The organism is Nostoc sp. 2RC, from assembly GCF_014222165.1.
Lineage (GTDB): Bacteria > Cyanobacteriota > Cyanobacteriia > Cyanobacteriales > Nostocaceae > Nostoc > Nostoc linckia.
Genome location: NZ_JACKZU010000105.1, coordinates 1 through 22,467, shown reverse-complemented (window position 1 = coordinate 22,467; position 22,467 = coordinate 1). Strand labels below are relative to the sequence as shown.

Annotated in this window: 18 protein-coding genes; 7 read left to right on the top strand and 11 right to left on the bottom strand. The window is 40.9% G+C overall.

The genetic code is table 11. The annotated features are described in order from the left end of the window. Positions 1 to 16: 16 nt before the first annotated feature. From GNE10_RS14265 to ppsA, 5 genes are all read right to left on the bottom strand, one after another. Positions 17 to 463, bottom strand: coding sequence for a response regulator (locus tag GNE10_RS14265; RefSeq protein WP_099071763.1), 447 nt, complete (start codon positions 461 to 463; stop codon positions 17 to 19). After that, positions 408 to 2,714 carry an ATP-binding protein gene (locus GNE10_RS14260; protein ID WP_185565740.1) on the bottom strand — a complete coding sequence of 769 codons (2,307 nt, stop codon included), beginning with the start codon at positions 2,712 to 2,714 and terminating at the stop codon, positions 408 to 410. The genes GNE10_RS14265 and GNE10_RS14260 overlap by 56 nt, the downstream gene beginning before the upstream one ends. 554 nt (positions 2,715 to 3,268) lie before the next feature. Further along, positions 3,269 to 4,873, bottom strand: a complete 1,605-nt coding sequence (locus GNE10_RS14255) for a dolichyl-phosphate-mannose--protein mannosyltransferase (protein ID WP_185565739.1) — start codon at positions 4,871 to 4,873, stop codon at positions 3,269 to 3,271. A 147-nt stretch (positions 4,874 to 5,020) separates the two neighbouring features. Further along, the gene (locus GNE10_RS14250; protein WP_185565738.1) at positions 5,021 to 5,584 is read right to left on the bottom strand and encodes a GNAT family N-acetyltransferase; all 564 of its coding nucleotides are present in this window, start codon (positions 5,582 to 5,584) and stop codon (positions 5,021 to 5,023) included. Between the two features lie 231 nt (positions 5,585 to 5,815). After that, positions 5,816 to 8,287, bottom strand: a complete 2,472-nt coding sequence (gene ppsA, locus GNE10_RS14245) for a phosphoenolpyruvate synthase (protein WP_185565737.1) — start codon at positions 8,285 to 8,287, stop codon at positions 5,816 to 5,818. A gap of 353 nt (positions 8,288 to 8,640) precedes the next feature. On the opposite strand from ppsA, the gene GNE10_RS14240 reads away from it, so the two are divergent. Beyond that, complete coding sequence (locus GNE10_RS14240) at positions 8,641 to 9,045, top strand: hypothetical protein (RefSeq protein ID WP_099071758.1); 405 nt, start codon at positions 8,641 to 8,643, stop codon at positions 9,043 to 9,045. Between the two features lie 684 nt (positions 9,046 to 9,729). On the opposite strand, the gene GNE10_RS14235 is transcribed toward GNE10_RS14240, so the two are convergent. Further along, positions 9,730 to 10,512 (bottom strand): PEP-CTERM sorting domain-containing protein, encoded by a 783-nt coding sequence (locus GNE10_RS14235; RefSeq protein WP_185565736.1) that lies wholly within the window; start codon positions 10,510 to 10,512, stop codon positions 9,730 to 9,732. Between the two features lie 350 nt (positions 10,513 to 10,862). Further along, a complete protein-coding gene (locus tag GNE10_RS14230) occupies positions 10,863 to 11,066 on the bottom strand; it encodes a hypothetical protein (protein ID WP_185565735.1) in 204 nt (67 codons plus the stop codon). A gap of 227 nt (positions 11,067 to 11,293) precedes the next feature. Here GNE10_RS14230 and GNE10_RS14225 point away from each other — a divergent pair, with 227 nt between their 5' ends. After that, the gene (locus tag GNE10_RS14225) at positions 11,294 to 11,572 is read left to right on the top strand and encodes a hypothetical protein (RefSeq protein WP_185565734.1); all 279 of its coding nucleotides are present in this window, start codon (positions 11,294 to 11,296) and stop codon (positions 11,570 to 11,572) included. Next, positions 11,565 to 11,828, top strand: coding sequence for a type II toxin-antitoxin system RelE/ParE family toxin (locus GNE10_RS14220; RefSeq protein ID WP_185565733.1), 264 nt, complete (start codon positions 11,565 to 11,567; stop codon positions 11,826 to 11,828). The genes GNE10_RS14225 and GNE10_RS14220 overlap by 8 nt, the downstream gene beginning before the upstream one ends. 289 nt (positions 11,829 to 12,117) lie before the next feature. On the opposite strand, the gene ileS is transcribed toward GNE10_RS14220, so the two are convergent. Further along, the gene (ileS, locus tag GNE10_RS14215; protein WP_185565732.1) at positions 12,118 to 15,054 is read right to left on the bottom strand and encodes an isoleucine--tRNA ligase; all 2,937 of its coding nucleotides are present in this window, start codon (positions 15,052 to 15,054) and stop codon (positions 12,118 to 12,120) included. A gap of 109 nt (positions 15,055 to 15,163) precedes the next feature. Between ileS and GNE10_RS14210 the strand changes: the two genes are divergently transcribed. The 4 genes from GNE10_RS14210 to GNE10_RS14195 all read left to right on the top strand — a co-directional run bounded on the left by GNE10_RS14210 (position 15,164) and on the right by GNE10_RS14195 (position 19,283). Beyond that, positions 15,164 to 15,562: a type II toxin-antitoxin system HigA family antitoxin gene (locus GNE10_RS14210; RefSeq protein ID WP_185565731.1), complete on the top strand. Its 399-nt coding sequence runs from the start codon at positions 15,164 to 15,166 to the stop codon at positions 15,560 to 15,562. A 174-nt stretch (positions 15,563 to 15,736) separates the two neighbouring features. Further along, the gene (locus GNE10_RS14205) at positions 15,737 to 16,081 is read left to right on the top strand and encodes a DUF5615 family PIN-like protein (protein WP_185565741.1); all 345 of its coding nucleotides are present in this window, start codon (positions 15,737 to 15,739) and stop codon (positions 16,079 to 16,081) included. 105 nt (positions 16,082 to 16,186) lie between these two features. Then, complete coding sequence (locus tag GNE10_RS14200) at positions 16,187 to 17,581, top strand: TldD/PmbA family protein (protein ID WP_185565730.1); 1,395 nt, start codon at positions 16,187 to 16,189, stop codon at positions 17,579 to 17,581. A gap of 274 nt (positions 17,582 to 17,855) precedes the next feature. Next, positions 17,856 to 19,283, top strand: coding sequence for a hypothetical protein (locus GNE10_RS14195; protein WP_185565729.1), 1,428 nt, complete (start codon positions 17,856 to 17,858; stop codon positions 19,281 to 19,283). 111 nt (positions 19,284 to 19,394) lie between these two features. Here the strand turns inward: GNE10_RS14195 and GNE10_RS14190 are convergent, their stop codons facing one another. The 3 genes from GNE10_RS14190 to cobA all read right to left on the bottom strand — a co-directional run bounded on the left by GNE10_RS14190 (position 19,395) and on the right by cobA (position 22,401). Further along, complete coding sequence (locus GNE10_RS14190) at positions 19,395 to 19,694, bottom strand: hypothetical protein (protein WP_099071764.1); 300 nt, start codon at positions 19,692 to 19,694, stop codon at positions 19,395 to 19,397. A gap of 390 nt (positions 19,695 to 20,084) precedes the next feature. After that, positions 20,085 to 20,681, bottom strand: a complete 597-nt coding sequence (gene coaE, locus GNE10_RS14185; protein ID WP_185565728.1) for a dephospho-CoA kinase — start codon at positions 20,679 to 20,681, stop codon at positions 20,085 to 20,087. A 106-nt stretch (positions 20,682 to 20,787) separates the two neighbouring features. Next, the gene (cobA, locus tag GNE10_RS14180; protein WP_185565727.1) at positions 20,788 to 22,401 is read right to left on the bottom strand and encodes a uroporphyrinogen-III C-methyltransferase; all 1,614 of its coding nucleotides are present in this window, start codon (positions 22,399 to 22,401) and stop codon (positions 20,788 to 20,790) included. Positions 22,402 to 22,467: the final 66 nt, after the last annotated feature.

The following is a 22,467-nucleotide window of genomic DNA, read 5'->3' as shown; positions in this document are numbered from 1 at the left end:
CATCTCCCCAATCCCCTCAATCCGATGGTAGCGTCACAGTACAAAGCCAAAAGTCTTCAATACTCTTGACGATTTGGAATAGCTGGTTGAGGTTGCGGGATTTTGTGATGTAGCAATTCACGTGTAAGTCGTAGCTGTGATAAATATCATCTTCATTTTTTGAGGTTGTTAACACAACAACTGGAATACGTTTGAGTACTGGGTCGGTTTTAATTTCCGCCAGCACTTCTCGACCATCTTTTTTAGGCAAGTTCAAATCCAGCAGGATTAAGTCAGGGCGTGGTGCGTTGGCATATTCCCCTTCTTGGCGTAAATAAGCCATAGCATCTATGCCATCCCTGACGGTTACCACTTCGTGTGGTACTGAACTATTTTTCAATGCTTCTTGAATTAAGCGAATATCTGCCTTATTGTCCTCTACCAAAAAGATGGTTTTGTGTTTTTCTCCCGTTTCTACGCTCAAGTTCGCGTCCTCCAACTGGAATCGTAAAGTAGAAGGTTGCGCCTTTACCCAGTTCTGAGTCTACCCAGATCCGTCCCCGATGGCATTCGACAATCTTCTTACATATTGCTAAACCCATACCTGTACCAGTATATTCATCCCGCGTATGTAGCCGCTGAAAGATAACGAAAATGCGATCGCTAAATTGGGGGTCGATCCCAATTCCGTTATCTCGCACTGAGAATAACCATGCATCTTCTATTCTTTCTGCTTCCACATGAATTTGTGGTGGCTCTTTACTGTGGAATTTAATGGCGTTACCAATGAGGTTCTGGAATAGCTGCATCAGTTGGGTGCTGTCAGCCATGACTATTGGTAAGGGATCGTGGGTAATGGTAGCCCCAGTTTCCTGAATGCGTTGACGCAAATTGCCCAAAGCTCGATTTAAGGCTGTTTCTACCTCAGTCATTTGAAAGGCGATCGCTTGCATATCGACTTTCGAGTATGCCAGCACATCATCTATCAATGTCTGCATCAGGCTTACTCCCTGTACAGCATAGCTGATAAATTCCTGGGCATCTTCGTCGAGTTCTTCGTGATAACGCATTTCTAACAATTGCACGTAATTCACCACTTGGTTGAGTGGTTCTTGCAAGTCATGGGATGCGACGTAGGCGAATTTTTTCAATTCGGCATTGGAACGTTCTAAATCTTGCGCTAACTGGGCGAGTTCGTCGGCTTGACGCAGCACAATATTCACAATTGCTTTTCGCAATTCCAATGCTGCTTTGATTTCTACTTCTTTCCAAGGTAAAGAAGTTAAGCGAACGGTTTCTTTCCACAGTTCAAATGATTTGCGCGGACACAGACGCACATTTCCTTCTGACTGGCTAACTTCAAATGCCTTATTCGGATCGCCGCCCCAATTTACAGTTTGAATTACTTCTGGTCGGAACCACAAAACGTAATTGCGTTTGGCGATGGGAATAGCTAACAAGCCACTGGCGACATTTTTAAATGTTTCGGCATCTGGATAAATCTGCGGTAAAGAATCTGTATAAAATACTTCTTGTTCAACGTTATTTTTCAGCCATTGCACTAAAAAATTTAATTCTTCTTCTTTGGGAGTTTCACCAACTACCGTGCAATTTCCACCAAAACATACCGCTGCACCTTGGGCGCTGGCTAAATCTAAAAGACTTTGGGGATTTTTAACTAAACCATCAATAAAGTTTTCTTCCTGGGACATGTATTCAATCAACAAAGATTGAATATGTGTCAAATTTATCCGGTGATAGTAATCTTCTGTTTCTTCTCTAGCAGAAATTTCTGTGAATATGACTCGTCCTAAAAATTCGCAAGCCTTACGCAATTCGTAGGAAACATATTTTGGTGACTGATGATGACAAGCAATTAGTCCCCAGAGTTTTTGGTCTTTAATTAATGAGATAGTCAGCGATGCACCAACACCCATATTATGTAAATATTCTAGGTGACAGCTAGCAGCACTTCTGAGGATAGAGTTAGTTAAATTAATGGGGCGATCGCTAATGGGATTATTTACCGGAAAAAGTTTTACTGGCTGTGAATAAGCATCCGGAATAATTCTGATGGAATTGGAAGCAAATAACTTTCTCGCTGGTTTAGGAATATCCGACTCTGGGTAATGGAGTCCTAAGTATGGTTCTAGATTTTCTAATTTGTCTTCAGCAACAACACAACCATGACCATCATCATCAAATTTATATAACATTACCCTGTCAAATTCCGTTAATTTCCGGACTTCTTTAACGATAACTTGACAAAAATCATGGAGGCTAGCTGTTTTTTCCAGTTGGTTAATGGAAGCTCTAGCTAGATGATAAAAACTTAAAAATGGAATATTTTCTTGAGTAATGGCGGGTTCTAACTCTAGAATCAGAAATCCTTCTAGATTGCGGTGAAAAACTGCATCAAATACTACATATTCATCACCTTTTTTTCTCACCCAAACCTTCGTCGGATTAATAAAATCTAGATTTTCCTCAGATAAACCTGCTTTAATTCTTTCTATTTGAAACGAATCAAGTAAATCTTCGAGTTTTTTTTGCAACATATTTTCCAGAGGAATTCCGAAAATTGTTGACGTATTATTGCTAACTTGTAGGATTTTTAGCTCTGGCTCTTCCAACACCAACAGAACACCATGAGGCTGAATTTGACTAGAAATGTGAATTGGTGCTTCTTTTAAGCTGATTAAATTAATCCCTGGCAATTGTATGTTCATTTCCATGACGATCCTCCTGGTGCAGTTTGGGAGCATCAAAACTAGAGTATCTATAAATTATCGAAAATGATGAGTGTCAAAATATGTAATTTCTGATTCATCATTTTTACTTAGTATCTAATTTCCCATGCCCTGATATTGCGTATTGCAGCTTTTTACGATCTGCTTGCGCTTTAAAAGTCTAACAGTCAAGGAAGTTAGATAGAGATAAGAAATATAAAAATCATGTGATTAAAAAAATCTATATATATGTAGTTATGTGAAGTATAAAAATTAGTTGAGGAGTTTTTCGATAAACAGCATATTTAGTCATTAAACCACATATAGCAATCCTATTTTAGTTGTTAATAATATTGGTGTTGATTGTTGACTGTTAACTGTTGACTGTTTATTGTTAAGTAACTCAACCTAAAAAAACGTCATACGTAGATGTCAATAAATGTAGTGGCTCCTAACTCCTAACTCCTAACTCCTAACTCCTAACTCCTAACTCCTAACTCCTAACTCCTAACTCCTAACTCCCAATGCCCAATGCCCAATGCCCAATGCCCTACTCTGTACTAAATCCAAGACCTGAACCACATCCGCATTCTGTAATCTTCAGGGGAGAGGGGTAAACCTAAATAAACGGGCATCCAGAAAATTAAAGCACCGAAGATGATAAAAGTAATGGTGACGCCCACTGCGCGGAGTTGTTGATAATAACTGTGAAGACAGCGATCGACAAACCAAGCGATCGCCAAAAATACAAAAACCAATGCACACATATAATGATAAATGAAAACGCATCTTGTAACTTTTACCCAAGGTAATAAATTAGCAGCATAATTTATTACTAAATACAAGGCAATCCAAGTATCAACGCTAAGAGTTGCAGGTGTAGAAAAACCCTCTTTCTTCACCCAAGGAATTAACGCTTGCAACACCAGCATTCCCATTAAAAATAACATGGCAGCAACACCAAACCACCACAAAAATGGGTTGCCCATTGCATGAACATCATAAATAATTTTTTCAGCACCAGAAGGTAAAGGCGGCCCCACAACAGGTAGCGGTTCGTTGATACTTCCAGCCGTTTGATAATAATACGCCATTGGTCGAGTCATCAAAGGCCATTTGTACCAAGGAGCGCAATAGGGATGCACATCCGTACTATTACCACCTAAATGCAAATGAAACTTCAAAATTTGCTGATGTACTGCAATAAAACCATAAGTTTTATCGAGTTGGAGGTGAGGAATCCAAATAATACTATAGATAAAAGCTGGTATTATTCCCAGAAAAAATAACATCTGGAAAACATTTAATTGAGTTAGGTTTTGCAGTGGTGTTTGAGATGAGGGAGATGAAGGAGTAGGGGGGCAGGGTAGTAGGCTAAGTTTAGGTTTCCCCTGTGCCCCTGTGCCCCTGTGCCCCTCGGTCTCTTCTGCCCCATACCCAATATGCTCCATGTGGGGAGACTCCAAGACCGCACTGCCTCCCCTATGCCCCATAGTCAATGATGGGATAAGTTTTGAGTTAGAGAAAGAATGTATTCCTTGAATTATCCAAGCTGTTACCCAAAGGAGATAAGCGCCGAAAAGAAACCATAAACCATTCCATTTAGTACCGACTGAAGCCCCAAAATTAATGCCAGCAAGAACTAACCAAAACCAGCGACGTTGATTTTGATTTTCCAATGCTAATAATAAAAACCAGTGCCCTAATAAACCAAAAATAACGATATAAATATTGCTTAAAGCATAGCGAGATTCAACAAGAAATAGACCATCACAAGCGGTGAAAAAACCTGCCAGCAAAGCAAAGGTACGACGATAACTTAATTGATAAGCGATGGCAGCTACAACTACAGGAATAAACGAACCAGTAAGGGCATTAAACCAACGATAAGTCCAAGGCGATCGCAATGAACCCGTTAGTCCATTTACCGTATCATGCCAAAAAGGAATATGACTGCCAAGCCAAATGCCGATACCAATAATATATTGACTCAGCGGCGGATGAGCATTAAAAAATGGCGTATGAGTGAGATAATTATTACCAAATTTGGCAAAATAAACTTCATCAAATACCAGAGTGTTGAATCGCTCTAGTCCCCAAAACCGTAAGGCAAGGGACATTAGAAATACACCCGCTATTCCAATTCGGAACCATTTTTTAGTCATTAGTAATTAGTCATTGGTCATTGGTCATTAGTCATGGGGCATTGGGCATTGGGCATTGGGCATTGGGAAAAGGGAAAAGATTAAATTTATTGCTTTTCCCTTTTCCCTTTAACCTTTTCCCCTGCCTCAAAAGCCTCCCCTGCTCCCTCATCCCCCTGCTTTCCACTCCCTAACTTCTGAGGCATTTTGTTCAAATAGTAGCAGTTCAATGCCGTAATACTTTGTTGTTGGCCCTATTGGTTTCATACCCAATCTTTGAGTTACACGGATTGAGGCGTGATTTTCTGGCTTCACTACTGCATAAATCACTGGCAAATTTAAAACATTAAATCCGTAGTTGAGCATACTTCGCCCTGCTTCGGTTGCATATCCTTTACCCCAAGATGCTCGCCGTAAGTGCCAACCTACTTCATAATCTTGAGTGGCTAGGCCGTCTTTGTCGGGCAATTGTTTGAGAAGAATGGTTCCGACAATTGTTGTGGTTTGCTTTTCGATAATTGCCCAAGATCCAGTACCATTGTTGCGTCGTTGCGATCGCTCTAGATTATCCACTAAGCGCTGACGCTGTGACTCAATGCTTGTGACGCGAGAACCATTACCAAGAAAATAGGTAACTTCGGAGTCGCTATAAATAGCAAAGGCTTCTTCAGCATCGCGTTCGGGTATCCAGCTGCGAATGATTAAGCGATCGGTTTCTAACAGATTTGTCATCTTACCTTTGACTAAACAAAGTTACTATTTTGCCAGACATGAAGAGGATGTTTTCAAAGTCGTGGTTGAGGTAACCAAAAGTTGAGATTTTTCTAAATCCTCCTTTTGATGGAAGACATTAAGATTGGTATGCTCGATGAAAATGTTGCAAATTAGCTGTCTGTATTGTTCCATAGTACCTTCTTTAAGTTCTCGTGATAACGGTCTCTAGCCGGCATAAATTTACTCGAATTATAAATTAGTACCTTCAACTTTTGCTACTTCCAACATTGTCTTTAATACTGAGTCTGGATTTAAACTAATAGAATCGATTCCCTGTTCAACTAAAAACTGGGCGAATTCTGGGTAATCGCTTGGTGCTTGTCCACAAATACCGATTTTGCGCCCGCATTTTTTCGCGGTTTCTATAGCGATTTTCACCATTCGTTTCACACCTTCACTGCGTTCATCAAATAACCGCGCCACCAAGGCGGAATCTCTATCTAACCCCAATGTCAACTGAGTTAAATCATTGGAACCAATGGAGAAACCATCAAATACCTCAGCAAATTCTTCCGCCATAATCACGTTGCTGGGCAATTCACACATTACATAAACTTGCAAGTCATTAACACCTTGCTTTAAACCATTTTTTGCCATTTCTGCTAACACTAACCGCCCTTCATCGGGGGTGCGACAAAAAGGAATCATGGGGATAACATTGGTCAAACCCATTTCTTGGCGTACCCGCTTCAAGGCATCACATTCTAAGGCAAAAGCTTGTCTGTAACCTTCATCATAGTAACGCGCCGCCCCCCGCCAACCAAGCATGGGGTTTTCTTCATCGGGTTCAAATTGTTGACCACCTAATAGATTTGCATATTCATTACTTTTAAAATCTGACATTCGCACAATCACCGTTTTCGGATAAAAGGCTGCGGCAATTCTGCCAATACCTTGGGCTAATTTATCCACAAAATATTGCGGTTTTTCGTCATAAAGTGCGGTAAGTTTGGCAATTTTATCTTTGGCAAATTCATCTTTTAACAAATCATAATGAATTAATGCCATTGGATGAACTTGGATTTGGTTAGCAATAATAAATTCTGTCCGCGCTAAACCGACTCCATCGTTGGGAATTGCTGATAAACTCAATGCTTCTTGGGGATTACCCACATTCATTAAAATTTGCGTGCGGGTGCGCGGTAAGTTTTCTAAGGCGACTTCTTCAATTTCAAAAGGTAACAAACCAGAGTAAACTTTTCCTTCTTCACCTTCAGCACAAGAAATTGTGATTTCTTCACCAGTATTCAATATATCTGTAGCATTGCCACATCCCACGATCGCAGGTACACCCAATTCTCGCGCAATAATCGCGGCGTGACATGTCCTACCACCAGAATTAGTCACAATTGCACTGGCACGTTTCATAATTGGTTCCCAATCTGGGTCAGTTCTTTCTGTTACTAAAACTTCCCCTGGTTGAAATTGTTCTAATTTTTGAACATCTAAAATTAAACGTGCTTTTCCTTGACTAATTGCTTCGCCGATGGCGCGTCCGGTGACGAGGGGTTGGGAAGATGAGGGAGAATTTATTAATTTTTCTTCTTCATCTCTTCTAACAAAACGATAAGTCCGCAGGACATTTCCGGTTTTTTGAGATTGTACAGTTTCAGGACGTGCTTGGACGATAAAAAGTTGGTTGGTAATTCCATCTTTTGCCCATTCGATATCCATTGGTGTGTAACTACCGTGGACTTGGGAATAATGGTCTTCGATTAAACATGCCCAATTGGCTAATTGTAGAATTTCTTCATCATTAATAGCAAATTTACCTCTTTCTCTGAAGGGAACTGAGACATTTTTCGTAAATTTTGAGCCGTCATCATAAATCATTTTTAATTCTTTGCTACCCAATTTTTTATCGATGATTGGGCGAAACCCGGCTTTTAAAGTTGGTTTAAAAACATAATATTCATCTGGATTTACTGACCCTTGGACTACGTTTTCTCCTAAACCGTAGGCTGCTGTAATTAGCGCTGCATCTTTAAAGCCGGTTTCTGTGTCAATGGAGAACATCACCCCAGAGGTTGCTAAGTCAGAACGCACCATTTTTTGAACGCCAACGGCAAGGGCTATGCTAAAGTGATCGAATCCCTTGGTGTGACGATAAGAAATAGCGCGGTCGGTAAATATGGAAGCAAAGCATTTATGACAAGCTGCTAAAACTCCTTCAACACCAACGACATTGAGGTAAGTTTCCTGTTGTCCGGCGAAACTTGCGTCGGGGAGGTCTTCAGCAGTGGCGCTAGAACGGACTGCGACATCTGTCTCTGCGTTGTATTTTTCGCAAAGACTTTGATAAGCTGCGGCGATCGCTTTTCGCAATTCTAAAGGAAATGGCGTGTGGATTAACAGCGATCGCGCTTTTTTTCCCCGTTCGCGTAAATTTTTCACATCCTCTACATCCAAGTCAGCAAATAATTCCCGCAGCTTGGCTTCTAAAAGAGCTGATTCAATAAAATAACGATAAGCATAAGCAGTGGTAGCAAACCCTGTAGGTACGTTAATGCCTTTGGGTGTTAATTGTTGAATCATTTCACCTAGTGATGCATTTTTCCCACCAACTAACGGAATATCACTAATACCAACTTCATCAAACCAGAGGATGAGCGATCGCTCTTTAGAAGCCGCGGATAAAGTGCTTGTAGATACTATAGCCATATGTATTACCTCTGAATTTAATGTGTGAAAACTCTGTAATTATTACTACCTAATTTGCCGCCAAAAATAAATTTTGCAAGGTTTTAGTTTGATCCCGCAGGAGTTTATTAAGAAACATAACACCAACAGGGTTTACTCTTCTTGAGAAAACTTTCGCTATTAAGGGTATATTTCTAATCTATGACGGCTTTTCCGACTAGTAGTATATTTTTCCCATATTTAATTGTAAATTTTGCAGCTAGTCTCATGAGAACGACGTGATTTTACATTGTGCAATTAAATGCCAAGCCATAATCCAAAAATAGCAATTATTGGAGATAATAGCTGTATCGCAATATTAGATACAATCCACAATGGGGCAATTAGAAAGACTGCTGCTCATGGCAGAAGATGAGCTAACTGAGTACAGTACTGATGCTCGGAAAATTGAAAAACTACGCCGTAAAATAGGTTTATCAGTGTCGGCGGCGGAACAACGGCAAGTTAAAGAAGCATTATTAGCTACAAATAAATCTAGTATGATTACTCAAATTGTCGAAGAACAACGACAAACCGTAGCCTTACCATTTTGGGGAATTGCTGGCTTAGGTTTATTGCTGGGAATTTCTTTAAATCAACCCATAGCCTTGTTAGCTGCTGTAGCTGGGACTGTAGCAGCTTACAGAATTCAAAAATGGGGTTGGCAATTGCAAGCAAGGCGTTTATTATTACAAACTTTGGAAGATATTGAAGCGCGGGTTGCTCAACCAAATAAATAGTACAGTAAAAGTCAGAATTCAAAAGTAAAACAGGCTTTACCACACCCTAACCCTCCCTTTGTAAAGGGGAGGGAACCAGAAATTTAATTTCCCCCGATATAATCGAGTTTTTCTAAGAATTGATCGACTGATTTGATAATTTAATTTTTTCTATTTTATAGCAATTCCTAGTTACGTGAGGTACAGAAATAATGTTTTTAAACGCAGAGGAGCGCAGAGTTAAACGCAAAGGTACCCAGAGGCTTACCTAATTTTATTAGTGATTTACTCAGTACCTCAGCCGGTTAGGAAACGCTATATCGTTATCAGCGTTAGCCTTTAGCGTAATGCACGAAATCCTTAAAGGTTGTTTTAAAAGTAGTTGACTGTGATTTTAATTATATTTTTACCTTATACCAATTTAATGTAAAGCTGCACTAAATGAGTAACTCTCTATTCTTGGCGCTCTTGGCGTACTTGGCGGTAGCCTCTGTCTTGCCGCTCCGCGTCTACGTTTAATATTCTGTGCATCTTCATACAAAATTGGTATTATATCTAAAATAGAAAGGGGGCAACGCTCTTTGCCCCTTTCTCTCGCACCATTATCATTTTCATTAAACTATTTTGAGTCTTTTAACTGATTGACAAAATGTGCTTTATTTCAACCTCCTAACAATTGTTCTAACTGTTGATGTGTGTTGTCAATTAAGAGATTTGACGACGGCGGGAAATAAAGTAAACTCCCAATAAAACAAGTCCTCCAAAAGTTGTAGGTTCGGGAACAGAATTAGGTTCAGCATTAACGGGTGGAATTTTAATAGGAACATAGGGAGTTTCAACCTCAAGAGGTGGAGTTTCAACTACAATAGGTGGAATTTCAATCTGAAGAGGTGGGGTTTCTACCTTAAGAGGTGGAGTTTCTACCTTAAGAGGTGGGGTTTCAATTACAGTAGGTGGGGTGTCAACCGGAGCAGATGAGGGTGGAGTTTCAACGTCTTTGGGACAATTAGCTGAGCTACCTTGATTCAAAATTCCTAAGGTTGCATTGGCGTCCAAACAAATACCTACTGTGGCAAAATCTCCGATTCCTACTCCCAAGTTGGCTTGTGCATCAGCTTGAGTACTTTGTTGATTGCTTTGAATTCCAAGGGCCGCTCCACCAGTGATTTGCAGTAACTCTGTTGGGTTAGTTAAAGATGGTACAATTTGACTTGGGTCTACTTTTGCAGTGGTTGTAGAATCGGTTGAAGCTCCTGCTACTTGACCAACGGTAGTATTAGTTGTCTCTTGAACAGTAGCCGTAACATTTTTTCCAACTTCAACAGTACTAGTAGTTTTAGTTACATTTTCTACCACTGGAGTAACTGTAGTGTTTGTGACTGTTTTGATTATCCCTGTCAATTTAGCTGAAGCAGGGGTGACAGAAGAACATACTCCAAGCAAGCTAATGAAAATAACTAAAGCGTTAGTAGAAAGTTGCTTATTCAAGGGAACTCCTGGGAACATCTGAGGTTCGTTTCGACTCTCATCCTAAGGAATCCCAATATCAATTGAAAGTCGCAATTTTACCAGTTTTATTGATTGATTTTAATTGCTGAAATGACGGCTGTTTGATTGAAATTTAATGAAGAGTTAACAGTATTCATATTAATGTTCACAGTATTAATACTATATGCGTGTTGTATAAGAAAATTATATATAAAATTTTACCATAAATCACTGAGAAGAATTAGAACAATAAAAGCGATCGCACTATCAGGTTACTGGATTTTGCAGGAATCATCAGAATTTGCTGCATCCCGAAAGTGCAGTCTATTTTGAAATCCAACCTTTTGGGCTTAACTCAACCGTCTTGCAATAAACACTGCATGACTAGGCGATAGTTTGTATTCACCATAACTATGAGTGCTTTGAACCCCGAAGCCTAGCTGCTGGAGTGCATTTGCGATCGTTGCTGTGTCGTATAATCGCTGGTGGTGTACTTCGTCATCTCGTCTATGATATTCGCCTGTTTTGCGGAAGTTGATAATTCGACGAGTCAAAGTTTTTTGTTCTGCATCATCTCATATCATGTTCGGTTGAAGACTTATCATTAGGACTGACGCGCAAGGGAGAGATTTTAATAATAAGTAATTACCCGAACTTGATATTACAAGCATTTTAATCCGTCAAATTCTTATACAATAACCCAGAGACGTTGCATTGCAACGTCTCTACTATGATTGGTTATCTTACAATAGACACTAAACTTTAAAATTGGGAGGCGGCAATGGATAGTAGAGATAATTCTCCAGTGGAGGAAAGATCGTCAGCAGATTTGGTATCTGTAACAAAGTTACAGCACCAGCTTCATGATTTACTCAACCAACTATCACCAGAGCGATTACAGGTGCTTGTTGACTTTGCCGCTTATTTAGCAAATGCTGAAAGTGAAGCTGCAACCCAAGAACTTTTAGCAATTCCTGGCTTGCTAGAGCGAGTTAAGCACTCATCAGCGACTCCTAAAACCCATTACACAAACTGGAGAACTCTTCGCTCTGATGTATGAAGTTCTTCTGCATCCCGATGCCCAAAAGGTTTATGTCAATGCTGACAAAGCTCTAGCGAAGAAAATTGCTCGATGTTTGCAGCAGCTAGAGCAGACTCCCCAGTTGCACCCCAACATCAAAGCACTGAAGGGAGATTATACAGGGTACTATCGCTACCGAATTGGGGACTACAGGGTAATTTATTCGATAGACGATGAACTGGTACAGGTATTTGTTGTAGCGATCGCCCATCGCAGTGAAGCGTATGAATTGTGAAGGCAAATTGGTAAAGCTATGGCGGTATCTAAAAGTGCCTACAATAGACCTCTTGCAATCAATTGCTTTTTGGACTCTTGTGGTCAAAGGGATACATCTTTATTGGGGAAAGGGAAAATACCAAACCTTTCCCCCTTTCCCCTGCCCCTTTTCTCGACTTATGCAAGAAGTCTATTGGATAAAGGCGATGTCTACGACGGGCTACGCCTACGCCTCATCCGGGAAAGAAGTGTGCGATCGCCCTGGCGTTGCATAATTTGTGCGTACAAGAGTTGTAAGTTTGATGCTGTTAAAATTCTCCAGCTAAAGCAGCAACGCATCTTTCGCAAATTAGCGGATGTTCTTTTGATTCTCCCACGTGGGTGGAGTAGTTCCAACAGCGCTCGCATTTTTCGCCGTCAGCATTGGCTACACCAATTACCCAATCTTCTGTCTCAGCTGTATATTTTAATTTTTTGATTGCTTCGGCAGAATCTAATAATTCCACTTGGGATGTCAGCAATAAATATCGCAGTTCGTCTACACCGTTACCTTTAGCTGGGTTAAAGGCTTTAATTGCATCGCCTAACTGTTTGTGAGGGATGTGAATCAAAGCTTTTGCTTCTAAGGAAGAACCAATGAGTTTTTCGATTCTGGCTTGTTCCAACACTTTGTTAACATCGGTGCGGAGTTTTCGCAGTGTTTCCCAAGATTCGGCTAATTCTGCATTGCGCCACTTTTCGTCCACCTGCACCCAACCGGCTTCAAACACTGACTTATAAGGTGTTTTGTAAGGGAGATATTGCCAGATATCCTCGGCAGTGTGACATAATACTGGGGCGATCGCTCGTGCTAAATTCTCTAAAGCAACTTTCAGCACCGTTTGACAGCTGCGACGCCGGAAAGCATTGGGCGCACTGATGTACAATCTATCTTTGGCAACGTCTAAATAAAAGTTAGATAAATCCACCACGCAGAAATTCTGCACTGTTTGGAAGAAGCGGAAAAATTGAAAACTATCAAAAGCTGCTGTTACTTCTTCAAACACTTCCAAGATGCGGTGCAGCATGTAGCGATCGAGTTCTGGTAATTCTTCAAAAGGTACTGCGTCTGTTTCGGGGTTAAAATCATCGAGGCTACCCAACAAAAACCGCGCTGTATTGCGAATTTTACCTCTAACATCATTAAGTTGCTTAATGATGTTTTTCCCAATGCGGACATCAGAGGAATAGTCTACCGATGATACCCACAATCTCAAAACATCTGCACCATAAGGCGGTTCTACTTTTTGATTTTTCCCGCCTTGAATGATTACATTTGGGTCAACCACATTGCCTTCAGACTTACTCATTTTCCGGCCTTGTTCGTCCAAAGTAAAGCCGTGAGTCAACACAGTTTTATAAGGCGCACAGTCATTCACCGCCACACTAGTCAGCAAACTTGACTGGAACCAACCACGATGTTGGTCGGAACCTTCCAAGTAGATGTCTGCGGGGTAGCGTAACTCTGGACGCTGTTTCGCCACAGCCGCCCAAGATGAGCCAGAATCAAACCAGACATCCATTGTGTCTGTACCTCTGCGGTAAGACTTGCCGTTTTGACGATATGATTCTGGCAATAATTCTTCAACAGAAAGTTCCCACCAAGCATCGGAACCTTTTTCGGCGATAATTTCTTGGACGTGGTTGATAGTTTCCTCATTTAGCAACGGTTCTCCGGTGGCTTCATCGTAGAACACCGGAATGGGCACACCCCAACTACGCTGGCGGGAAATACACCAATCAGAACGTTCCGCCACCATCGGCGTGATGCGATTTTCACCTTGGGCTGGAATCCATTTTACAGTGGCGATCGCTTTGAGCGCTTCCTCCCTAAATCCCTCCACCGAAGCAAACCATTGCTCAGTGGCGCGGAAAATTGTCGGCTTTTTCGTGCGCCAATCATAAGGATACTTATGCTGATAAGGTTCTTCCTTCAACAAAGAACCTTTACGCGCCAACGCATCAATCACCGCCTGATTTCCCTCACCCAGCACATTCAACCCAGCAAACTCTCCCGCCTCCTGGGTAAAATTGCCGTTATCATCCACAGGTGCAAGGATGGGCAAACCATAACGCTGACCAACAATGTAATCTTCTTGACCGTGACCGGGAGCAGTATGTACTAACCCAGTACCAGACTCAGTAGTAATATAATCGCCACCCACAACCACCGGACTCTCCCGGTCAAACAACGGATGACGGTAAGTACTATGTTCCAAATTGCTCCCTTTGATTGTGGTTTTTACCGTCAACTCAACACCAAGGGTCGAAGATAAACGTTCTACTAAATCAGCAGCAACAATGAGATAGCGGAACCTCACCCCCGTTAACTGAGAAGGAGAAGAAACTTCCTCGCTCCCCCTCCCTGCTTGCGGGGAGGGGGTTGGGGGGTGGGGTTCCACCTCCACCACCGCATAATCCAACTCCCCATTCACCGCCACCGCTAAATTCCCCGGAATCGTCCAAGGCGTAGTCGTCCATACAGCCACACCCAAATCTGGTAAATATTCTCCCAGCAGTGATTTCACCCCTTCCCCAAGACTGGTAACAGGGAAAGCCGCATAGATACTCCGGGAAACGTGACCTTCCGGATATTCCAACTCAGCCTCCGCCAAAGCAGTTTTTGAGCTAGGACTCCAGTGAACAGGCTTCAAACCGCGATAAATGTAGCCCTTTAAAAACATTTGCCCAAACACGCCAATTTGCGCTGCTTCATATTGCGGCTTCAGCGTCAAATAAGGATGCTCCCAATCACCCCAAATACCGTAACTTTTAAAACTTTGGCGTTGGTCATTTACCGTAGCGAGGGCATATTCTTTGGCTTTTTGTCGCAGTTGCAAAGACGTTAAATTTTGCCGTTCTGCTGACTTCATGTTTTGCAGAACTTTCAACTCAATGGGCAAACCGTGACAATCCCAACCAGGCACGTAGCGAACTTTACGCCCTTTTAAGAGTTGGTAGCGATTAATAATATCTTTAAGAATTTTATTTAAGGCATGACCAATATGCAGCGAGCCGTTAGCGTAGGGAGGCCCATCGTGCAGTATAAATAATTCGCCTGGGTTTTCTTGAGAGAGGCGATGGTAAATTTGATTTTCTTCCCAAAATTTTTGGATTTCCGGCTCCCGCTTGATGGCGTTTGCCCGCATCTCAAAGTTAGTCTTGGGTAGGTTTACAGTATCTTTGTAGTTTCCTGATTCGGTCACAGTTTCATGCCTAAATTAATTGAGCAGATTTTATCAATTATAGAAGATGGCATGAAGTCTAAAAAACCAACTTGACAAACGGGTCGCCGCCAAGCGGGCGCAAAGGAATATGAGTACTTCTTTTAATACAAGCACTTACAGTCAACTTCTAGTAGAGTTTCAACCTAAAGTTATCACGACCGAAGAAGAATACGATCGCGCTTTAGAAACTGTTGAAAAATTAATGGCTTTTAAAGAGCGGTCGCCAGAGCAAACTGAGATACTAAAACTTTTAGTGACTCTCATTGAAGAATTTGAAAATAAGCACTATCCCATAGAGCCAGCATCTCCTCATGCAATTCTCAAACACTTGATGGAAGCAAGAAGGATTAAACAATCTGATTTAGTAGGTATTATTGGTTCTAAAGGAGTTGTATCAGAAGTTATCAACGAAAAAAGAGCAATTAGTAAAGAGCAAGCAAAAGCACTAGGAGAATTTTTTCATGTCTCCCCAGCATTGTTTATCTAAGAGAATGTTTGAAAAGTCATGATTGATGTATCAAATATTTTTACCCCACCCTAACCCTCCCCTTTATAAGGGGAGGGAACCGGATTTTTCTTGTTTCCCCCCTTGATAAGGGGGGACTAAGGGGGGTAACAACGTAATTAAAATCACAGCTAATTACTTTTCAAACAACCTCTCATAGATGAGAATGTCGATCCAATTTACACAATTCAACTGCGCCGTCTCAAGCCCGATTTATTTGTAATGGCAGTCCGAGACTTAACTACTCCAAAGAAAGGAACTCTAGACCCAGAAATTTTGCTTTGGTGTGAAGAACATAATTGTATCCTAGTCACAAACAATTGCAAATCGATGCCAGTTCATTTGGCAGATCATTTAGCAGCAAATCATCATGTGCCAGGAATATTCATCCTGAATCCAAAATTAAGCGTTAGTGAAAATCTTGAGCAGTTATTTTTGATAGCTGAGGGTTCCCTTGATAACGAGTATCAAGACCGAATAGAGTTTCTTCCTCTGTTTTAGGAAGTTGTTGCATTTTTGCATTCATCACTGAACTGGAAAATTGAATAGCAGAAGTTCCCAAATAATTGCAGAATAAATGCAGTTCGTCATTATTATTACCTGGAAATGCCGACTACACTTGCTGACGCACAAAATTTACTTTCTGACCTCATTGCCCGTTATTCAGAACGTGTGGATTATCTGATGATTCGCCTTGAAGAAGCAGAAGGGACTGATATCTTGTTGCGTGGCGACAAGGTAGAAACCCTCAGTGAAGGCATCTCAATTGGCGGACACATTCGCGCTTGTTATAAAGGTGGATGGGGGTTGAGTTGCTTTAACCAACTTTCCACAATCAAGGATCGTATCGAAGAAGCCATCGCCGCAGCGCGGATGGTTGGTGATGAAGAAACTTTACTCGCACCCATTGACCCGGTGCAAGTAGTATGCAATCTGCCTCTGGTCGGCACCGATCCGCGAAAAATCTCACTTTCCAAGAAAAAAGAATTGTGCGATCGCTACACAGAATTGCTCAAAAGTGTCGATCGCAGAATTACCACTACCTCGGTGCGCTATGGAGACAGCGCCCAAAGAGTAATTATCGCCACCTCTGAGGGCACTTTCATCGAGCAATCTTGGGTGGATATGGAAATGCGCTTTGCCGCCACCGCTAAAAATGGCGAAACTGTCCAAACTGGCAGGGAAACCACCGGTTCTCGCAAAGCCTACGAAGATTTAACTAACTTGGACGAACAAGTCCAAAGTGCAGCTCAAAGAGCGATCGCAGCTTTATCTCTGCCATCAGTCAAAGGCAATACCTACACCGTAGTCATTGACCCAATTCTCACTGGTTTGTTTGTCCACGAAGCCTTCGGACACCTTTCGGAAGCAGATATGGCTTATGAAAACCCAGATTTATTAGAAGTCATGACCATTGGGCGACGGTTTGGCCCAGAAGAACTGCAAATTTTTGATGGTGCTGCCCCAGAAGGACATCGCGGTAGCTATTTTTACGATGATGAAGGCACTCCTGCCACCACCACTCAACTAATTAAAGATGGAATTTTAGTCGGACGTTTGCATTCTCGTGAAACCGCAGGCAAATTAGACGAAACACCTACGGGGAATGCCCGCTGTCTCAACTATCACTTTGCCCCCATTGTACGCATGACAAACACCTGGATTGAACGGGGTAAAACACCAGTGGAAGACTTATTTACTGGTATCAAAGAAGGAGTTTATGCCCGCAATTGGTTGGGTGGAATGACCAACGGCGAAATGTTCACCTTCAGCGCTGGGGAAGCCTGGATGATTAGGAACGGCAAAATTGCCGAACCTGTACGCGATGTCACACTGTCGGGAAATGTATTCCAAACTTTAGCTGATATCGAAGCAATTGGTGATGACTTTTATTGGGATGAATCCGGTGGTTGTGGAAAGGGAGGACAAAACGGCTTATCGGTAGGCTGTGGCGGCCCTAGTCTCCGAATTCGAGATGTAGTTGTTGGTGGAGAAATATAAATCAAGATTCAAACAACTAACGCCAATATTGTTATTTCATAAGCCATAAAATCTTGTAGGGTGTGTTATGCCGCAGGCTAACGCACCTTTAACTTAATACACTTCAGATAGGCCTGTTTTTTCTTCCTCCCTGTTCCCCGTTTCCTATTCCCTTACCTCCAGCATCTTGACCTTTAACTGTAGATTATTGTGAATTTATTTAAGATAAATGGAAAATCATTTTAACAGAACTGTATTCTGTTAATCAAACTTCTCATATAGAGGAATTTGTCTCATGAAAAATCCTTCCGCAAGAGAAAAAGATGCAGGCTTTCCCCTATCTGGCAAAAATCAATTTAGAGTTTTTAGAGTTACAAAGAAACAAATTTTATTTAGTACCCTGATTCTCAGTGTAAGTTTGGTGGGATTCGGTGGTTTTTGGTTTAAATCCAGATATGAATTTCAAGATAAAATGAATGTCCAATTAAAGGAATTATCTAATGTTGATTATCCTATAAATCCCGCTTTGTTAGGGAAAAATTTTCAAAGGTATTCACACAGAAAGTTAACAATCATCAAAAAAGACGATACCCATTTCGATTTTGTTTTAGAACCAACAGATGAAAAAACAGCAAAAATAGTTATTAAAAACATTGATTTAGAATTATTAGTTCCCAAAGCACCTGCCTGGGTTAAACAAGATGAAGGTTTAGAATTAATAGCTTTTACAGATAGAGAATGGAACAGACAGCAAATTAGTTTTCCCGCAAATTCCCCAAATATAGAAATTGTTGGAGGAGATGGTTTTGAAAAACAAAACCTCGTTGAGGTTGCTTTGGCTAACAATTGTTTAAATGCAGGATATTGGGAAATTTTGCTATTCAATAAAGATGAAAATAATAAAACTCTTTATTATCAGAGTTGGTTTACTTTCCCAATGGGACATTATAAAAATGTTTTTGAAAAAATTAACAATATTTCTTATTGGCGTCACTGGTGGAGATTAGAACACTGGCAAGATCCAAGTGGGACAATAGTTAACGCCGAACTGCTGAGAAATGTAATCGCTCAAAAAGAAATAGCTACCCAATTTCCACTAGATGAAAGGATAATTGTAGCTGGAGAACAAAGTAGAAAAGTCAGGACTACCCTAGCAACCAATATCACAACTTGGAGAGATTTTTATGAAAATCATCATCAAATCAAATTTGCCAGTTTTCTGCCACCGGGATTATACAATCAAAACAAGCCTTGGGGAAATCAATACTGGAGAATAGGAACATTTGAAAAAGCAATTTGGAGAATCGTGAAACCAACTGGTGTTAAGTCAAATTTTGACGAAATTGAGTTAGTTTTCACAGATACTAACAACGGCGAACAAAATAGATTATTTATCAGTGGTGTAAATCTGAAAAACCTTCCTCAACTACCTGTGGAAGAGTATCCTAAAGGCTTATATATGCCAATGGGAATTGGCATACCTCCCTTTTATCAAAGCTACGAAGAATTAACCAAAAATCATCCAGATGTGAGTCCCTTCTTCAGTGTGTTACTAGATTCCCAACAACGCTGGATAGATCATCATCGTTTAGGAGTTGATGGTTCTGTAATGCATCTCGATCGCGATAACTCAAATCTGTTACATATTTACTTATTATCCTACGAAAGGAATACCTTAGTAGCTCATTTTCTGCTCAATCTAGATCGGATAAAGCAGAATTGAGAATTGATAAGTAAGATAAATGGAAATCAAACTCCAAAAGTTCAGAGTCTCAACTTCTGAAAAAATTTATGTATGCGTTTGTTGAACAGCGAATCGATATAACTCTAATTATTAATGTACTTGCTTGAGTAAAGCCATCCACATATCAGACGGATAGGAATAGTAATCAATTTCCTCGATTTGATATTGATAAGATTTATTGTCTTGTCGTAGGATGATGCGATCGCTAGCTTTAATACCGTTCCCTACTCCAGTCATGTAGCCTATTGTTCCTTCATTGAGTCGCTCAAAGATGTAGTCGCTTCCACTGACTTGTTGGCTATAGTCATGTATTTTAGTCTGCTGTTTGAATTCTTTTAGTGGAGAGGTTACCAGGACTAACTTATTGAAGAAGCTAACACTTAAATTCATATACTTCATGTCAAAATTAAATTAAAATTTAATATAATTTAATAATTAATGGCTAAGTTTTATTAAGTTTTAACTTTTCATCAACTCTATCTTATGGTGAAAAGTCCTTTGATGTCACTACTAATTTTTGAATATCGTATTGATGAATTACTTGATTTTCTGGCAATCTTGAGCATCTAATACAACACCAGAGACGGTAGTGGCTAATTATTGATTAACAATTTAAATCTACAGTATTACTAACAGCAGATTCAACTGTAAAATCACCGAATTCTTTAATAAGATTGGCTAAATTTAGCAATTTTCACGGGATTTGTTAAGATTTATTCACAGAAGATTTTATGTCTGCAAAATTTAGTGTATATGTCTTTTTCTAAAATAAATATATTTCTAGTTTACACTTGGGGCTTTGACGGCCATATCTACCTGTTTTAGTAATATTTCTAGGCTGGAAGAGTTATCCAAAACAATATTTGCACGAGCCACTTTTTCTGCGAGGGATAGTTGACTATTAATCCTAACTTGTGCTTGTTGTTTATTTAAATGATTTCGTTGCATCAATCTCTGTAATTGTTGTTCTTGAGAACAATGTACTACCCAAATTTCTGTAACCAAATCAGTCATCCCAGCTTCAAATAACAGAGGCACTACTAACACCAGGATTTCTGAAGAAGATTGGATAATAGCTTCAACAAAGCGATCGCGCACATAAGGATGAATCAAACTCTCTAGCCAGTTGCGTTCATCTTCTCGATTAAAAATAATTTCGCCCAACTTTTGGCGATGGAGATTCCCATCTGCTAGTAAAATTTCTTGCCCGTAACGCTTAGCGATGGCGTCAAGAACAGGCGAACCCAGTGATACTGCTTCCCTGGCATAAATATCTGCATCCAAAATCGGCAGATTATAAGTGCTAGCTAAATAATTAGTGACAGTGGTTTTACCTGTTGCAATACCACCAGTTAAGCCGATTATGCGTTTAGTCATTAGTCATTAGTCATTGGGCACTTGTACTGAGCGTAGTCGTTGGCGCAGCCTCTCGCAGAGAAGTATTGGACATTGGGCATTGGAGAAGATTTTCTCCCCTGCTCCCTCATCCCCCCATCCCCCCATTCCCCATTCCCCACAGAATCAGTGCTTCTGTTAAACCATCTAAAGTGTATTCCTGGGCTTCGACATCTACACGTCCGAATAAGGAATAACAGGTTTGGGAAGTTTGAGGGCCGATGGAGGCAATACAAACACCATCTAAGAATTGACTGCTGTTAGAGTTGCTTCCAAATATATTTTTAGTAAGTTGGCAGAAAAATTGTACAGTTTTAGAACTGGCAAAGGTAATTACATCTACCTTATGGTTTTGCAGTGCTAATTGTGCGGCGGGTGGGATACTAGTAGGACAACAAGATTGATATGCGGCTACTTCTATTACCTCTGCTTTTTTGGCTGTCAATTCTTTAACTAAAACTTCTCTGCCGCCGCTTTCAACTCTGGGAAATAAAATCTTTTTACCAGATAATTCTTCTGGGAAATTTTCCACTAAAGAATCGGCGACAAAGTTGGGGGGAATAAAATCTGGTTGCAGAGAATATTGCTTGAGACTTTGGGCTGTTTTTTCACCAACAACGGCAATTTTGATGCCAGCCAAAGCACGGCTATCTTTACCTTGGGCAATTAATCTGGCAAAAAAATAGTCTACGCCATTGGTGGAAGTCAGAATTAACCAGTGGAAGTTAGATAAACTAGCGATCGCATTATCTAAATTTTCCCAACTCGAAGGGGGGCCAATCTCTAAGGTAGGCATTTCGATGACAGTTGCACCTATAGCCATGAGACGATTGCTAAATTGATTCGATTGTCCGACTGAACGTGTCACCAGGATTGTTTTGCCAGCAAGGGGAAGGGGAGATGAGGGAGAGAGAGGGGGGTTAGTTGACATAGGTTGGGCTTTTGGAATACTGGCGTACCTTTCTCTATATATATTCTCAGGTTGCAAGTACTTCCGTAGCCCAACAACTTCGCCAATCACAATTACCACTGGGGAAAGGGATAATCCGGTGATTTGTTGGCAAATATTCCCTAGTTCTGCTGTCCAAATTTGTTGCTGTGGAGTTCCTGCCCAACGGATAATGGCTATGGGTGTTAAATGCGATCGCCCATATCGCAACAACTGATGTACAATTTCCCCTACATGTTGCCCTCCCATTAAAATTACCAGTGTTTCTAACCGCGATAGCGCTTCCCAATCTAAAGCCTCTACTTCGTGGGCTGTAAACACTGCAAAACAACGACTTAAAACCGGATCTGTGAGGGGAATTCCTGCCAATAATGGTGCAGCCAGGGCTGAAGAAATTCCTGGTATCACTTCAAAATCGCAACCGGATGCCATCATTGCTTCAATTTCCGAAGTGCAACGCCCAAAAACAAAAGGATCTCCTGATTTGAGCCGGATGACTTGTTTCCCTTTTTGACAGTAATTTACAAGTAACTGATTAATTTGTGCTTGACTGGTACTGGGCTTACCACCGCGTTTACCCACATCCACTTTCAAACAATCAGGTGCTACGCACTGCAATAATTGAGCATCTACCAAAGCATCATAGACTAACACCTCAGCAGTGGCTAAGAGATTGTAAGCTTTTACCGTCAGGTAAGCCACATCTCCAGGGCCAGCACCTACTAAATAGACTTTACCTTTATTATTGGGCATGGGGCATTGGGCATTAGGCATGGGGCATGGGGCAAGCAGGAAGTGTGGGAGGTGTGGGAGGTGTGG

Coding starts and splice junctions, on each gene's coding strand:
- GNE10_RS14210 (WP_185565731.1), top strand. CDS start 15,164: ATGAGTACTTCTTTTAATACAAGCACTTACAGTCAACTTCTAGTAGAG.
- ppsA (WP_185565737.1), bottom strand. CDS start 8,287: ATGGCTATAGTATCTACAAGCACTTTATCCGCGGCTTCTAAAGAGCGA.
- GNE10_RS14255 (WP_185565739.1), bottom strand. CDS start 4,873: ATGACTAAAAAATGGTTCCGAATTGGAATAGCGGGTGTATTTCTAATG.
- coaE (WP_185565728.1), bottom strand. CDS start 20,681: ATGACTAAACGCATAATCGGCTTAACTGGTGGTATTGCAACAGGTAAA.
- GNE10_RS14200 (WP_185565730.1), top strand. CDS start 16,187: ATGCCGACTACACTTGCTGACGCACAAAATTTACTTTCTGACCTCATT.
- GNE10_RS14240 (WP_099071758.1), top strand. CDS start 8,641: ATGGGGCAATTAGAAAGACTGCTGCTCATGGCAGAAGATGAGCTAACT.
- cobA (WP_185565727.1), bottom strand. CDS start 22,401: ATGCCCAATAATAAAGGTAAAGTCTATTTAGTAGGTGCTGGCCCTGGA.
- GNE10_RS14260 (WP_185565740.1), bottom strand. CDS start 2,714: ATGGAAATGAACATACAATTGCCAGGGATTAATTTAATCAGCTTAAAA.
- GNE10_RS14225 (WP_185565734.1), top strand. CDS start 11,294: ATGGATAGTAGAGATAATTCTCCAGTGGAGGAAAGATCGTCAGCAGAT.
- GNE10_RS14195 (WP_185565729.1), top strand. CDS start 17,856: ATGAAAAATCCTTCCGCAAGAGAAAAAGATGCAGGCTTTCCCCTATCT.
- GNE10_RS14220 (WP_185565733.1), top strand. CDS start 11,565: ATGTATGAAGTTCTTCTGCATCCCGATGCCCAAAAGGTTTATGTCAAT.
- GNE10_RS14250 (WP_185565738.1), bottom strand. CDS start 5,584: ATGACAAATCTGTTAGAAACCGATCGCTTAATCATTCGCAGCTGGATA.
- GNE10_RS14190 (WP_099071764.1), bottom strand. CDS start 19,694: ATGAATTTAAGTGTTAGCTTCTTCAATAAGTTAGTCCTGGTAACCTCT.